Consider the following 14,553-nt stretch of genomic DNA (forward strand, 5'->3'; position numbering starts at 1 on the left):
CGACGCTTTGCGTCCAGACTCTTGGTTAGTTAAGGAGCGGAAGAGCCGTCCTTGGTCCTTCGTCCAAGACCATGAACCCGTCCTTCGGAAGAGCAAGAAGAGGAGAGGGGCAGACGCATAACACGCGAAACCGGGCAAGACGTAAAGAGGATCGTCAGTCCCTATTTTTGCTCAGTCACGGCCAGTAATGGCTCTTCCTAGCGTTCAGCGACCAGCGAAGAGCGGTTCTTAGAGATGCGAGATCCCGTGCATTTTGCCTGAACAGAGTCTTTTCAGGGCAGGCTCAACGGGATGACCTAAGAGATGCTCATAAGCGCAGGCTGCAAAGGATAATTGCAGAGTCGATCGTTCTTTTCACCACCCCAGACCCCATACCCTGTAATCGATACCCTACCCTTCGCGTCATGCCGAACTTGGTTCAGAATCTCGATCTAGGAAGAACCGCTGGACGCTGACAAGACCCGTCCTTCGTCGCCCGTCCAAGATCATGGACCCGTCCTTGGATAAGATCAACACCTAGATCCCGAAACGAGTTCGGGATGACAGTGTGTGGTCATTTCGGAAACGCCGCATTCAGTATCTGAACTTGTTTCAGCATCCCGATCTAAGAACCGCTGGACGCTTGCTAAAATACGCTGATCACTGCTGAAGGTTACGTTCTCCGTCAACGGTCCACCGTTCTCGACGAGAGGATCAAAACAAAGATCCCGAAACAAGTTCGGGATGACAAAGTGAGGGACTTCCCAAACCCGCTGCACGGATAACTTCATCAGGTGCATAGAAAACCCGAATGTTCACCAGACCCCATACCCCTTAATCGATACCTCGCTCTTCACGTCATCTGAACTTGGTTCAGCATCTCGATTTAAGAACCGCTGGACGCTGACAAGATCCGTCCTTCGTCGCCCGTCCAAGATCATGGACCCGTCCTTGGATAAGATCAACACCTAGATCCCGAAACAAGTTCGGGATGACAATGTGTGGGACCTCCTGAAGGCGCTAAGGGATAACTTCCTCAGGTGCATAGAAAACCAGAATTGTTGCCGTTCTCTTCACGAGACCACATACCCTGTAATCGATACCCTACCCTTCGCGTCATTCTGAACTTGGTTCAGAATCTTTCTCCCAAAGTTCTATAGAACCAGCTACCCGCAATTCATAACCACAGTATTTCTAAGCCTAGATCCCGAAACAAGTTCGGGATGACAATGTGTGGTCATTTCGGAAACGCCGCATTCAGTCATGCTCGTGCTCTGAAACCCTAGTGGGCTTCGTGAAACCGACACATTGCGTCATTCTGAACTTGGTTCAGAATCTCGATCTAAGAACCGCTGGACGCTGACAAGACCCGTCCTTCGCCCCGTCCAAGATCATGGACCCGTCCTTGGATAAGATCAACACCTAGATCCCGAAACAAGTTCGGGATGACAGAGTGAGAGTGTTTCAAAAGCCTATACAGGATGATAGCCTTTGCATACTGCTCCATAGCACTTCTTGTAGAGCAAACCGTTTCTTTTCACAACCTAGAGACCCAAGGCTCGAGACCAGAGACCCCATACCCTGTTATCGATACCCCGCTCTTCACGTCATTCTGAACTTGGTTCAGAATCTCGCTCTTCGTATTTCTGACCTCTTGGTACTAACCTCGCTTTCCTCTGCTTAGCAGATCATCATCTCACCGAACCCGAGACCCTACAATCGTTACCCTGTTCTTCCTTTCGTAATAGCTTCATTTCTTGAACGCAGTTGCTTCGAGGTTTATTGGACACTTCTAAAAAATGAAACGCAACAGTTTCGATAAAGCGACACGGACGATTCTTTCGGTGTTAAACTCTCAAATGAATCTACTTCATTTTGTTTTCGACGGGAGCAATAATGGACGACTACCTGGGCTACAACAAACACGAATACAGAAGAACAAGAAAACTCGCGATTATTGAAGGCTCCTTCTTCAATCTCGCATTTCTTGTAACTCAGGGCTTCATCGTTACCGGACTTGCTCTCGAATACGGCGCGTCGGAGATGCTAATAGCGATAATCGGCGTTCTACCAACGCTGGCACAGCTTGTTCAGCTGGCCGCGCCTCTTGTCTTGAAGCTGTTTAAAGACAGAAAGAAGGCTTTGCTTTTCAGTGCGCTCCTCGGTAGAATCCCTATTGCATTTATTCCAGTTACCCTTGCTTTAGGGATAAGAGCTCAGTCACTACTCCTTGTTCTTCTTGGCTTAGTTGCCTTTGGTAACTCACTCGTGGGGACGTTCTGGGCATCTATAATGGGCGACGTGATTGATCCGGAAACGACGGGAAAGTATTACGGTAGGAGGAACCTGATTCTCTCACTCAGCACAATGCTGATCACACCTGTGTATTCATTGATCCTCGACCGTTACGAAGGCTCTCTCGGATTCATTATTGTGACGTCTATGGCTACTGCCTTTGCGATAACAACAATATTCCTTTTGAAAATGCACTACGCACCGCCCGTAAAGACCTTTGGCCGTGGACGAATGTTCAAGGAGGTATTTTCAAATCTCAAGTTCAGGCAGTACCTCAAATTTGCCTTTGTCTGGAATTTTGCGATAACTATTTCGGGCCCATTTTACGCATACCATCAGTTGGTCAATCTTAAAGTCAGTTACTCGTATCTGAGCATTTTGAGCATAGTCGCCTCTCTCACTTCCATGCTGATGTATGTATTGTGGGGAAAGATATCCGATCAAATAGGTCATCAGTCGGTGGCGGAATTTGGGATTCTCGGGGCGACTTGTCTAGCACTGATGTGGGTGTTTGTCACTCCACAAACAGCGGTCTTTCTCTTACCGGTAGATGCCATCGTAACTGGAGTTGTCTGGAGCGCAATAAACCTCTGTCTCTTCACGATGATGATGGGAATGATTAGAGGTTACTCCGTTGAGTCGTACGTTGCAGTACAGGCTTTTCTCAACGGCATAGGTGCTCTCGGTGGTTCACTGCTGGGAGGATTCATAGCCTCTTATCTTAAGGGCAAGAGCATTACGATTTTTGGAATGGAATTCTTTGGTATCCAGGTTATCTTTTTGGTCGGTGCATCGTTTAGGTTCTTGTCTTTCCTTCTTCTTAGGCGTGTACAGACACCTAAGATCAAGACCGTTACTCAGGTCTTCTTCAACACGATGTCTACGGTAGGCAGAAGAATGGCCACCAGGCCCTACGAGTTCCCGGTCCTTCAACTGAGATCGAGGAAGAAGAGAGAAGAAGCCGAGCCTTTGAAACTCGACCTGCCCAGCTCAATGATTGACCTCAGCGATATTGAAGGGGTAGAACCTGAAGAGACAACAGATGACAGCGATCACGAAGAACGCTCTGACTCCTAGGCGATATCACCCAGTTCATACTGAAGCCTGTAAAGATCCGAGTATATTCCGCCCTTTGAAAGCAGCTCCTCGTGTGTTCCCGACTCTACAAGCATGCCCTTGTGAATCACCATGATTCTGTCCGCATTTCTGATCGTCGAAAGTCTGTGGGCAATCGTGATCATTGTCTTTTCCTTTGATATCCTCTCCATAGCCTTCTGAATGAGCGCCTCTGTTTCCGTGTCGACGTTTGCAGTGGCTTCATCGAGAACAAGAATATCAGCATTGAAAACTACAGCCCTTGCAAGAGCTATCAGCTGTCTTTCACCGGCCGAGAGCGTTCCGCCTCTCTCCAGAATAACTGTGTCGTACTTGTCTTGCAAACGCTCTATGAAATGGTGTGCATAAACGTACTTCGCCGCTTCGATCACTTTTTCCCTACTGACGGTCTTATCGAAGAGGCGTATGTTGTCGAGAATACTCCCGGAAAAGAGGAACACATCCTGGAGAACAACGCCGACTTTCTTTCGAAAACTCTGAAGGTTGTAATCGTAGATGTTCCTGCCATCTATCTTTATCTTCCCCGACTGAATCTTGTAAAGCCCTGTGAGGATACTTATTATTGAAGTCTTTCCTGCGCCGGTTTCTCCGACGAAGGCGATCTTTTCTTTTGGACGAACCGAAAAGCTTATATCTTTCAAAACTTTGTGCTCCCCGTCGTATGCGAAAGTTACATTTTCAAACTCTACCGCGCCTTCGAGTGATTTGACTCCTGACTCGTTCGAATTATATTTCTCTTCCTCTTCGTCCATCAACTTGAAGATCTTCTCTGCAGAGGCCATTGCATTCTGCACGATGTCGTACTTCTCTGCGATGTCTTGAAGTGGCCGAAAGAACATGTCGATATATGAGATGAAGGCTACCAGTACTCCGAAGGCGAGAGTATTTCCAATAATGCTCTTCACCCCGAACCAAATAACAATCGCTATCGTTACGTAGTAGAGGAGGTCAAGCAGCGGTCTGAAAATGGCGAAGACCCATAGCTGCTCCATCAGGCTCTTGAAATGGCTCTTATTGACGGTGTCGAACTCCTTCTTCTTCCTCTCTTCTTGATTGAAAAGCTGCGTTATGGACATCCCGGAGATGTGTTCGGCAAGGAATGCATTGATTATTGCGAGCCGGGTTCTTACCTTTCTATATGCGACTCTATCGAAATATCTAAAGACAAAGATCGCGCCGGCAATCACCGGGAGAATTGCCACCGTTATCAAGCCGAGATACGTCGAGAGGTTGAGCATTATTACGATTATTCCGCCTAGTAAGAGAACATCCTTCACCATAGATGTTATAACACTGGTGAAGAACTCCGCAAGATTCTGTGTATCGTTTGCCACCCTTGTGGCAAGCCTTCCGCTGGGGTTGGTATCGAAGAATCTCATAGGGACTCTGATCAGGTGTCGAAAGAGATCGACTCTAATTCCGTGCGTGATCTTCTGCCCCATGTAAGATGTCGCGTAGACCTGTCCATAATTGACGAAGAAAAGCGAAAAGAGAATGAGACTCATGAAAATTGCGATCTGTCCTATCCCATTGAGATCTTCAACTCTTAGTTCGGTCAGCTGCTTTTCGGTAATTGGATAAGTGGTCGTCCCATCGGTAACGCTATACATTCCGGACTCGTCCTGTTGAAGATAAAAGGTACCCTCTTCCGACTGGACAAAACTGTATGAATCGCCCTCCTCGACAACGACGAGAGAATACTGATTGTCCATGTAATCGTCTATTGCCTTTCTCATAAGCAGTGGAGGCAGTAGGTCGAGAGCCGTCGAGGCAGCGATCAAAACCAATGCGAGAATAAGAATAGGAACGTATGGCTTTGTGTACTTCCAAAGTCTAAAGACTACCCGCCAGTCTTCAACTTTGAGTTTTTCTTCTATTTCGCTATAAACGTTTTCTGCCACGACTATTCCTCCTCGAGCTTTTCTTCGAGCATCTGTCTCTCGTACATCCTCTGATACAACCCTCCGGCCTCTACGAGATCCGCGTGGGCTCCCTTTTCCACGATTCTTCCGTCATGGAGAACATATATCTCGTCGGAATCCACAACGGCCTTCAGCCTGTGGGAAATAACGATTATCGACCTGTTGATTTCGGATTCTTTAAGGGACTTCAGAATCTCAGCCTCTGTCTCGGTATCTACGGCGGAAAGACAGTCGTCAAGAATTACTAGAGGCGCCTCCTTAATCAGGGCTCTTGCAATCGAGATTCTCTGTTTTTGACCTCCGGAAAGCGTTACGCCTCTCTCTCCGACAATGGTTTTGTATCCCTTGCTAAAACCTTCAATATCTTCATGAATCGAGGCAACCTTAGCGTACCTTTCGACCTCTTCATCCGAGATCTCCATATTTCCGAATCGAATGTTGTTTCCTACTGTCTCTGAAAAGAGGAATGTCTCCTGTGGAACATACGCAACGTTGTCTCTAATCACTTCGGGTCTAAGATTGTTGATATCTACACCGTCGATAAAAAGCATCCCCTCTTCAACGGGATACAGCCTAGCTATAAGCTTTGCCATTGTCGATTTGCCGGATCCCGTCGTTCCTACTATGGCTATCTTGGAGTCCGGTTTAACTTCGAAATCAATGTTTTCCAGCGCCGGTCTTGTACCAGTGGGATAGGTGAAGGTCAGGTTCTTCATCACGACGTGGCCCTCAAAGCTCACAACTTCGATTGGATCGTTCGTAGTAATATTGTTCTCTTCTTCAAGGACTTCCATAAGCCTTCTGTAGGAGGCCCTTCCTCTCTGGATGATGTTTATAACCCATCCAAACGCGGTCATAGGCCAGACAAGCATTCCAAGATATGATGTGAATGTTATGTACTCTCCCAGAGTTATCTGCCCGAGTATTACCATTCGTCCACCAAACAGCGTGGCCAGTACAGAGCCCAGCATCGAGAGGGTCTGAGTCAAAGGGAAGAACATTCCCCAGACTTTGACTAGATTCATATTCTTGTCTACGTAGAGATTCGACTTTTCCGTGAGAGTCTCGTTCCTCAGGTCTTCTATACCGTAGCTCTTTATCAGGCGAACACCCGAAATCGATTCCTCTATCGTATCGGTTAGATCGGAAAAGGAAGCTTGAACCAGTTTGAATCTTTTATGGATCATCTTTCCGAAAAACGTCGAAACAACTGCGAGAGCTGGGAGAGGGGCAATCGAGATCCATGTCAAACTCCAGTTCGTGAATAGTCCCATGGCGATGATTGTGACTGTAACCAGAAAGACAGCATCTATGATCATTACAATGGCCGGGCCCATAGCCATTCGAACGGCGTTGACATCGTTTGTGAATCTGGCCATCAGGTCGCCTACTCTAGTCTTGTCGTAGAACGTCGGTGAAAGCGTAAGAAGTTTCTCGAAAAGGGTCTTCCGAGTATAGTATTCGAATCTCCGAGCCGCCCCCATTATGAATATGCGCCAGAGCAATCTAGTTATGAACAGCCCAAAAGCTACGCCTATCACGGCCAGTATCAATAGCCCGACGAGGTTAAGATCTTGGGCGCCACCCCTGATCTCATCTACAATCATTCCTATCACTCTTGGAGTAACCAACATGAGCAGATCGACAAGAATAAGAAAGATTGAACCATAGAGGTACCTTGGCCAGTTGTGTTTCAAGAAGTCTCTTATCAAAACAATCGCCTCTCAAGTCCGCTAAACTAACTTAATATCATACAACATTTCAGGGGAAAGTGCGATGAATTTCCGAAAAGCATTTCAAGAGTCTTTCCTCTCCAATGTATAATAATATCATCAATTCAGCTTTTCCGAATCCAAACCAACACCGGAGAAGGATTATGAGAAAGATTGTTGCCATTATGCTCTTGTTTGCCGTTGCAAGTACTGCCATGCCCGTTGCAGTCGTCTTTTCAGGTGGCGGAGGTAGAGGGGCGTACGAGATCGGGGTTTATGGAGCTCTGCTGGACCTAGGACAGGATATCGAGGGGATCTATGGGGCCTCTGTCGGGGCCTTGAATGCCGCCGGATTGATAAGCGAAGGATTTGAGGCGGCCAGAGACTTGTGGTGCAGTATGGATTATGTAGAGCTCATGAATGCCTCTCCGCAACTATATGAACTGATTCAGGGAAATATTACGCAGCTTGACACTCTTGAACTGGCATCTGCAATGAGGGCTCTTACTTCGAACAATGGCATTGATATAGAACCGTTGAGAAACAAGATGAAGGAGCTCATTGCTGAGGAAGAGGTAAGAGAGAGCGAGATTGAACTTGGAATAGTCCTCTACTCACTGAGTGAAATGAAGTCCTATGCTCTTTACAAAGCCTCCATACCAGAAGGAAAGCTTGTTGACTTTGTTCTGGCAAGCGCAAACTTCCCAGCCTTCACAAGAGAAGAGATAGATGGAGAGGTCTTCATAGACGGCGGTGTTTACTCGAATTTTCCACTCTTCATGGCGAAAGAAAGAGGCCACCGGAATGTCGTAGCCGTTGACCTCATTGGCATGTACTTCGGAGACTCTCTAGCTTACGTGAATATCTTTACCGACGGAATGGATGTGACGCTCATTCAACCTTCCGAACAGTTTGGAACAGTCATGACGTTCGATTCCGAAGTCTCGAAGAATTATCTTATTTGTGGTTATCTCGATACGATGAAGGCTTATGAAGTCTTACGGGGCGAAAAATACTTCATATTCGGGGACGACGATCCGTTGCGGGACCATTTCCTGTCCCTTGACAGTGAGTCTCGAATCGAAGCTCTGAAACTACTGGGACTTGACGGAGTAAAAGGCGAGTGCGCCGAGTACCATTACTACCGACAATTCATTCCCTGGCTGGAGAGTACGTTGAAAAGGCCATACATGAAAACAAGCGAGCTAGTCTCATCGGTTCTCGAAGAGATGGCTGACTTCCTTGAAGTCGAAAGGCTGATCGCCTACTCGCCTTCGGGTCTGCTGGGGGCGGTCCTGGCAGCATACAGAGCCGGTGACTTTCGAGATGAGCGAGATCTGGAATACCTCACTATTTACAGGAGGCTTCTCGTTTTCCTTGAGTATCTTCATTGGCAGAAGCCTTTTGAAGCGCAGAGTTCCGCTGAGTTCAGATCCTTTCAAGAACTCTTTCAGAGTTCCGTTGGCCTTTTGGAACATACCTACTTGCCGCGGGGCCATATATCTCACTGAGAGAAAGGGGCCTCTTCAACAGACTCTTTCCGTAAACGATGTAATGCTTGTATTCCCTTCCGCCGGCGCGCCTCGCATTGGCAATCATGGTTAAATTCATGGAACTGATTGAGGAACCTTCTATCTCCTTGAAACCCATGTTCTGTATGTTTCTGTAAGCCCTCAAAAACATCGCCGAAGGTACTCCCTTGTTTCTGAAATCGGGAACTACGAAGAGGATGGCTGCCCTCGCTCGTTCCAGTGACTTCCGCAGCCTGAGAAATTTGTACCAGCCAAATGGGAGGAGTCTTCCTTCGATCTCTCTAATAATCGGGCTGAAATCTGGAAGCGCAACGAAGAAGCCGATCGGTCTCTCTCCTGATCTTGCAATAATCACCATTCTTCGATCGGCCACCAACTTAAGCGTCTTTGCCATGTCATATAGCTCGTCGTATGTAGGGGGCAGTATATCTTCCTCCCAGTTTGGAATCGATTCCTCCATAATCTTCTGAAGATCGGCCGAAACTTCCCTTATTCTTCTGAAATTTGCCTCTTCCACTCTAAACTTGTAGCGATCCATGGCGATCTCTGTGAACTTTATCTCTCGCTCTGAGATAACGTTTGCGAGGTCATATTGGAAGCCAAGATACTTCAGATAGATCTCGAAACTGTCGAAGAAGCTTGCGTAATAAGGAGGATTGTATGGCATCAATACGGCAGGAGGGTCATCGAAGTAGTCAACCAGGAGTCCTCTGTAGTCATCTCCGTTCGTTGGAGAAACGGGTCCCTTCAGATAGTTCATTCCTTTGTTCCTCGCCCAACTTTCGGCAGTCCTCAGAAGCGCCTCGGCAACCTCCCTGTCGTCTACCGATTCGAATAATGTGAAGTAAGCGTGTTTTACTGACTTTTCGTTGTTCATTACCTGTTCTATTCCAACGGCGATTCTTCCCTTAACTTCGTTATCATCCTTCGCGATGAAAAAAACATGAGGGCCATTTGCGAGAAGCTGTGAACCTCTGCTTTTCAGTAGGGCCTTCATTTCATGGCTAAAAGGCGGGACCCAGAGCGGATAATCTCTGTACAAACTCTCTGGCAGATCAGTGAATTCTTTCCTATCCAGCCGGCTAGTGACTCTGACAATCTTCAACATGTGGCTACTCCTCAAAAAAACGTATGGACAATTGTAGCATGAGAAACCTCTCTACTTGTCAGCGGGATTGGCCTCCATAGTTCTAACGTCAGAGACATAGCGCTTCAGATTGGAGTCGGCTATCATTCCGCCCTTTCCATCGGACCCAACATAATACTCCGGTGTAATAAGAAGATTTTTCGCCTTGAAACCCGGCTTTATCCTGATGTAATCCCCAAGGAAGACATTGCTTAGTTCAACATCCTCATGGATCCTGCAATTTGCGCCTATCATTACCGGACCTTCCAGTTTCACGTTCTTCTCTATTACCGATCCCGGTCCAATATAAACCGGAGTTATTATCTTTGTCGTTTTTTCGAGGAGCGATCCTGTACCTCTCCAAAGGCCCTTGGTCACTTCTTTTCCAGAAGGTTTGAATCCCTTGATTACTCCCTCAAGCGCCTTCGCGAGTATTTCGAGATAATCTGAATTGCGCCCGATATCGTACCAGTCTATCTTTGTATCAAGGGAGAAAACCCTTTCCTTTTTCTGGACGAGAAGTGGCAGCAACTCTCCCCCTATGTCGAAGAACCGATTCTTTGGAATGTACTCTAAAACCTCAGGCTCAAAGATATATATCCCCGTATTTGCAAGGTTGGATTTTGCTTTCTCTGCGGGCGGTTTCTCCTGAAAGGACTCGACTCGGCCAGAAGAGTCAGATACGATTATCCCGTAGTTAGAAACCTTGTCCATCTGAACCTCTTTGGAGATAATTGTGGCAACTGATCTGCTGGCCTTATGAAACTCGAAGGCTTCGGCCAGATCAAAGTCGACTATCGCGTCACCGCAGAGTACCACGAACGTCTCATCGAAAAAACCCGACTCTTCCTGGATCTTTTTCAGCCCGCCGGCAGATCCTACCGGCTCAGGGACGAGCTGCCCCTTTTCAAAGTGACCTTCGAATGAATAACCAACCCTCACCCCGAATCTATATCCACTCCTCACATAATTCTGAAGAACGCCTGCAAGGTGCGAGACATTTATCATGATCTCCTTTACGTCATACTTCGAAAGGAGCTCCAATATGAATTCGATAACCGGTTTCTCAATGATCGGGAGCATCGGTTTCGGTAGCCTGTTTGTCAACGGTCTCAATCTCGTTCCGGCCCCGGCTGCTAAAATCATGGCCTTCATGTATCTTCCTCCTATCTTTTGATTGTTCTCAGATTCTTATAAACTACCAAACCTCCAACTCCGAGCAACACTATCCCAATGAAAATTCCCAGTACTGTGGGTGCAACCGATATAAGCAGGAACAGTATTGACAAAGCAGACAAGAAAGAAGCTGCCGTCAGAACACCTTTGTCTTTCTCTTCTCTTCCGAAGTAAGATTGAAAAAGACCCACAGCAGGTGCGGCGATAAACAGTGCCCAACCGCCTTCGGTAATGAAACCCGGGAAGATAACATTTAGACTTAGAATTACCGCTATCGTAATCAGTACTCCCGCCGGGACGAAGAGATTCCTGTCCCTTCCAGAGAAGGCTCTGTACTCCATGAATACTGCGGGAATCCATATGAGTAAAAGCCAGAGATTCAAAGTGAAGGATTTTACGAATATTGTGAAAATACCGAGAAGAACCATTATTGCCCCAATTATTATTCTAATAATTGTGTCCCTGTTCATCATCCATCGCCTCCAGAGAGATCATTCATCGGAATTATAACAAGAAGATGGCTTCTTTAGTCAGAAGAATCGAAATACTCGAAACTGCGCAATCCGATCAAATCCCCAACTAGCAGTTCTCGAATTTACCGAACATAATTTCAGCCAGAAGGTATCTTGCTAATCCTTAATAGAAAAACTATCCATTTGCGGACTTTCCCGTCAAATGAAGAACATCTATTCTGATAATGGAAGTGGCTTCCAGAGAGTTATTAATTTCGTTGATTGCTTCATGTACATAGTCGGACGAGTACTTTGAAACCAGCTTCAGCAGGGCTTCGATCTTCTCTTTGTCATTATCAACAATTGAAGCCTTTCCGAAAGCAATTGCGCTGCGGAAGTTCGTAGAGAAACGCTCAGGAATCACCTTCGCGTATTCGACCACACAAAAGGAAACATGGCTGTTTTGAAAAATGTTATCGAGTTTGTGCCCGGAAGAAGCACAGTGAATGAAAATCCTACCGTCTTCGTACACATAATTTACCGGCACCCCGTAAGGCATTCCATTCATATCGGCAGTCGAAAGAACTCCAAACGAACCCTTTTTGAGCATTTCTTGAGCCTCGTTTTCGGGAACCTGCTTCTCCGATCTCCTCATCTTTCTAAATTCCAAATACCTCACCCCTAGCCTATACTCTGTATTTTACCTCATGTTCGAAATGATCCGCTCATTTTGCTTTGAAGACTCTGGAAGGTCCTTGTCAGTCATTGTCTAACCTAAAAACCGCTGGACGCTTGCTAAAATACGCTGATCGCTGATGAAAATCACGTTGTCCGTCAACGGTCCACCGTCCTCCGAGAAGAAAAAAAGATCCCGAAACAAGTTCGGGATGACAATGTGTGCTCTTTCGGAAACGCCGCATTCAGTCATGCTCGTGCTCTGAAACCCTAGTGGGCTTCGTGAAACCGGCACATTGCGTCATTCTGAACTTGGTTCAGAATCTTTCTCCCAAAGTTCTATAGAACCCATTAGCTTATATGCGTACCCACGGTTTCTCAAAGACACTAATCCCAAAACAAGTTCGGGATGACAAACTGAGGGACTTTCATAATCCTATGCAGGACAATAGCCTTTCTATTATTACTCCATAACACCTTAAGAGCAAACCGTTTCCTTTCACCAGACCCGAGACCCCATGGACGATACCCCGTTCTTCTACTGGTTTAAGAAGGTGACTTTCATTTTGTTGGACGTTAAACTCCACTGATGTATAATCACTTTGTTAAGCAGTCATTTGCTGTGTCCTACATTTTCCAACCTCGATAAATTCCTATCAAGCACTCACCAATTTGAAGGGGGTGCTATAATGCGCCGAATATTTCTTTTTCTGATTGTGCTTTCTTTAGCAATCATCTTTTTTACGAGTTGTCCAGCACTAAAGTACGCTCTTACAATTCAGATAGGAGGTAGTGGAACTACGGATCCATCTGAAGGAGTCCATGAATATAACAAGAACCAAATAGTGACTATCAAAGCATTTCCCGAAGACGATTGGGAATTCGACTCCTGGGAAGGTGAAGTAACCTCGCCCGATTCAACTACAACGACCGTGACTATGGACAAGAGCAAGACTATCAAAGCCGTCTTCGTTCAGGATCAAATTGGCAGTATCATTGATAAGCTGGACCCGCTTATCCCGTTATCCTTTAGACATGGTGAAGAGCTTATTCCTCTGGTTCCGAACAATATCCAGAGGTTCCTGGATCTTCTTGAAGACGATGATCCTCTGAATCGATGGGCAGCTGCCTATGCTTTTCAGAGAAATCAGCTCGATCAGTCAACTCTCGATGATCTGGAGGATTATCTCGATGACGAAAATCTAACTATCAGGGCTCTCATTGCTGTTGCATTTCTGCTGACCGGTAATGAATCTGGAAAGTCTGTTTTAGAGAATCTTTTGATTGAGGATACTGTTATGATGTACAGTATCCCGCCTGTCTTGCTTTCTAACTTTGCCGAAGTTATCCTCAACGCTTACTACCCTGCCGAATATCCGTTAACGAGTTTTTCACCACAAACAACCACTATCTCTGGCGGACCCTGCGAATACACTGTCACTGTGAAGGTCGTTTTTCATGGTGCGGGAGCCTCGGAAACACAGGTTGAAGCATGGGAGACTGATGCCGAAGCAATTTGGAATGGGGTTGACGGTTCCCGTGAATGGGGAGACGGATGCTGTACTGTGAATTTCGAGTTTGACTTTTCCGTCCTCGCAGAAGGTGCACAGCCGCCTCACGACGCCCATGTTGTGGAAGTTAAGAAGGTCAACGGCAGCCATACCTCTTGGGTAGCTACTCCTCTGCCCACTCCCGGATCGACAGAAACCACGACGGGTGAGTGGGACAGTCTCGACACAGGTCCCGTTATTGCCCATGAAATAGGACACATGATGGGTCTAGATGACGAGTATCATAACGACGATGACGGGAACTACGTCAATGATAATCCCCAACCGGAGGGCAGCCCTCCCAGTATAATGGCTCAAACCTGGGGTGGAGCCCAGCCTCTAACTGAACACTTAGACGCAATAATGGAGGCCGCAGACATTGAATGCGACTGTGATTACACACTTACTATCGATCCGCCATATGATATCAATATCTCTCCCGGTTCTCATACAGTCACAGTTACCGTCGTAAAAGAAGATGGGAAGCCAGCCAAGAACTGTGATCTCACCCTGAACATTACGGGTCTCCACCCGAAATCAGATGTTAAGCTCAAGACAGGCGACGCTGGTAAATCACAGTACACCTACCAGTGCGTTAGGCTAGACCATACTGGAATAGACAACATCAACGTAACGGGAGAATGTGGAGCATTAGGAGATGCAATAAAGGAGTGGATAGCTCTATGGGACTTATTCCCATTTGGGATCACGCCCTTTGACGGCCAGGAGGATTTTCCTTATTCAATTCCAATGGCAATTGTCTTTGGTATTGAACCAGATCTCGCCCTTGACGCAGAGAACCTAGCATTCAACGTCTCAGTAATGATGGGAACAGAGACACTCTATTCCACGAAGACGCATCAAACAGAAATCGAAACTGCTCTGCTTCTCGAACCTGGCTGCGATTTTACTTTGGAGATTGTACCTGTTTCTCTCCCGGATACTGAAGGAACACCGACAGCAATCAACTTTTCGACCTCGCCTCTTGAGTGATTTGCATCATTATAAAAGAACCGCT

General features: G+C 46.6%; 9 protein-coding genes. 3 read left to right on the forward strand and 6 right to left on the reverse strand.

Features of this window, described 5'->3' with window-relative positions:
- Positions 1–1,875: 1,875 nt before the first annotated feature.
- Positions 1,876–3,351, forward strand: a complete 1,476-nt coding sequence (locus Y696_RS05590; RefSeq protein WP_121509880.1) for an MFS transporter — start codon at positions 1,876–1,878, stop codon at positions 3,349–3,351.
- Here Y696_RS05590 and Y696_RS05595 read toward each other — a convergent pair.
- A complete protein-coding gene (locus Y696_RS05595; protein WP_121509881.1) occupies positions 3,348–5,291 on the reverse strand; it encodes an ABC transporter ATP-binding protein in 1,944 nt (647 codons plus the stop codon). The two genes, Y696_RS05590 and Y696_RS05595, sit on opposite strands and share 4 nt — an antisense overlap.
- Positions 5,292–5,293: 2 nt before the next feature.
- A complete protein-coding gene (locus Y696_RS05600) occupies positions 5,294–7,024 on the reverse strand; it encodes an ABC transporter ATP-binding protein (RefSeq protein ID WP_121509882.1) in 1,731 nt (576 codons plus the stop codon).
- A gap of 164 nt (positions 7,025–7,188) precedes the next feature.
- On the opposite strand from Y696_RS05600, the gene Y696_RS05605 reads away from it, so the two are divergent.
- Complete coding sequence (locus tag Y696_RS05605) at positions 7,189–8,535, forward strand: patatin-like phospholipase family protein (RefSeq protein ID WP_121509883.1); 1,347 nt, start codon at positions 7,189–7,191, stop codon at positions 8,533–8,535.
- Here Y696_RS05605 and Y696_RS05610 read toward each other — a convergent pair.
- From Y696_RS05610 to Y696_RS05625, 4 genes are all read right to left on the reverse strand, one after another.
- Positions 8,453–9,664: a hypothetical protein gene (locus Y696_RS05610; RefSeq protein WP_121509884.1), complete on the reverse strand. Its 1,212-nt coding sequence runs from the start codon at positions 9,662–9,664 to the stop codon at positions 8,453–8,455. The genes Y696_RS05605 and Y696_RS05610 overlap by 83 nt on opposite strands.
- Positions 9,665–9,715: 51 nt before the next feature.
- Positions 9,716–10,837 (reverse strand): sugar phosphate nucleotidyltransferase, encoded by a 1,122-nt coding sequence (locus Y696_RS05615; RefSeq protein WP_121509885.1) that lies wholly within the window; start codon positions 10,835–10,837, stop codon positions 9,716–9,718.
- An 11-nt stretch (positions 10,838–10,848) separates the two neighbouring features.
- The gene (locus Y696_RS05620) at positions 10,849–11,331 is read right to left on the reverse strand and encodes a hypothetical protein (RefSeq protein WP_121509886.1); all 483 of its coding nucleotides are present in this window, start codon (positions 11,329–11,331) and stop codon (positions 10,849–10,851) included.
- Positions 11,332–11,506: 175 nt separating this feature from the next.
- On the reverse strand, positions 11,507–11,980 hold the full coding sequence (locus tag Y696_RS05625) for a pyridoxamine 5'-phosphate oxidase family protein (protein ID WP_121509887.1): 474 nt from the start codon (positions 11,978–11,980) through the stop codon (positions 11,507–11,509).
- Between the two features lie 694 nt (positions 11,981–12,674).
- Here Y696_RS05625 and Y696_RS05630 point away from each other — a divergent pair.
- Positions 12,675–14,528 carry an InlB B-repeat-containing protein gene (locus tag Y696_RS05630; protein WP_121509888.1) on the forward strand — a complete coding sequence of 618 codons (1,854 nt, stop codon included), beginning with the start codon at positions 12,675–12,677 and terminating at the stop codon, positions 14,526–14,528.
- The last annotated feature ends 25 nt before the right edge of the window (positions 14,529–14,553 follow it).

This window comes from Mesotoga sp. H07pep.5.4, from assembly GCF_003664935.1.
Classification (GTDB): Bacteria; Thermotogota; Thermotogae; order Petrotogales; family Kosmotogaceae; genus Mesotoga; species Mesotoga prima.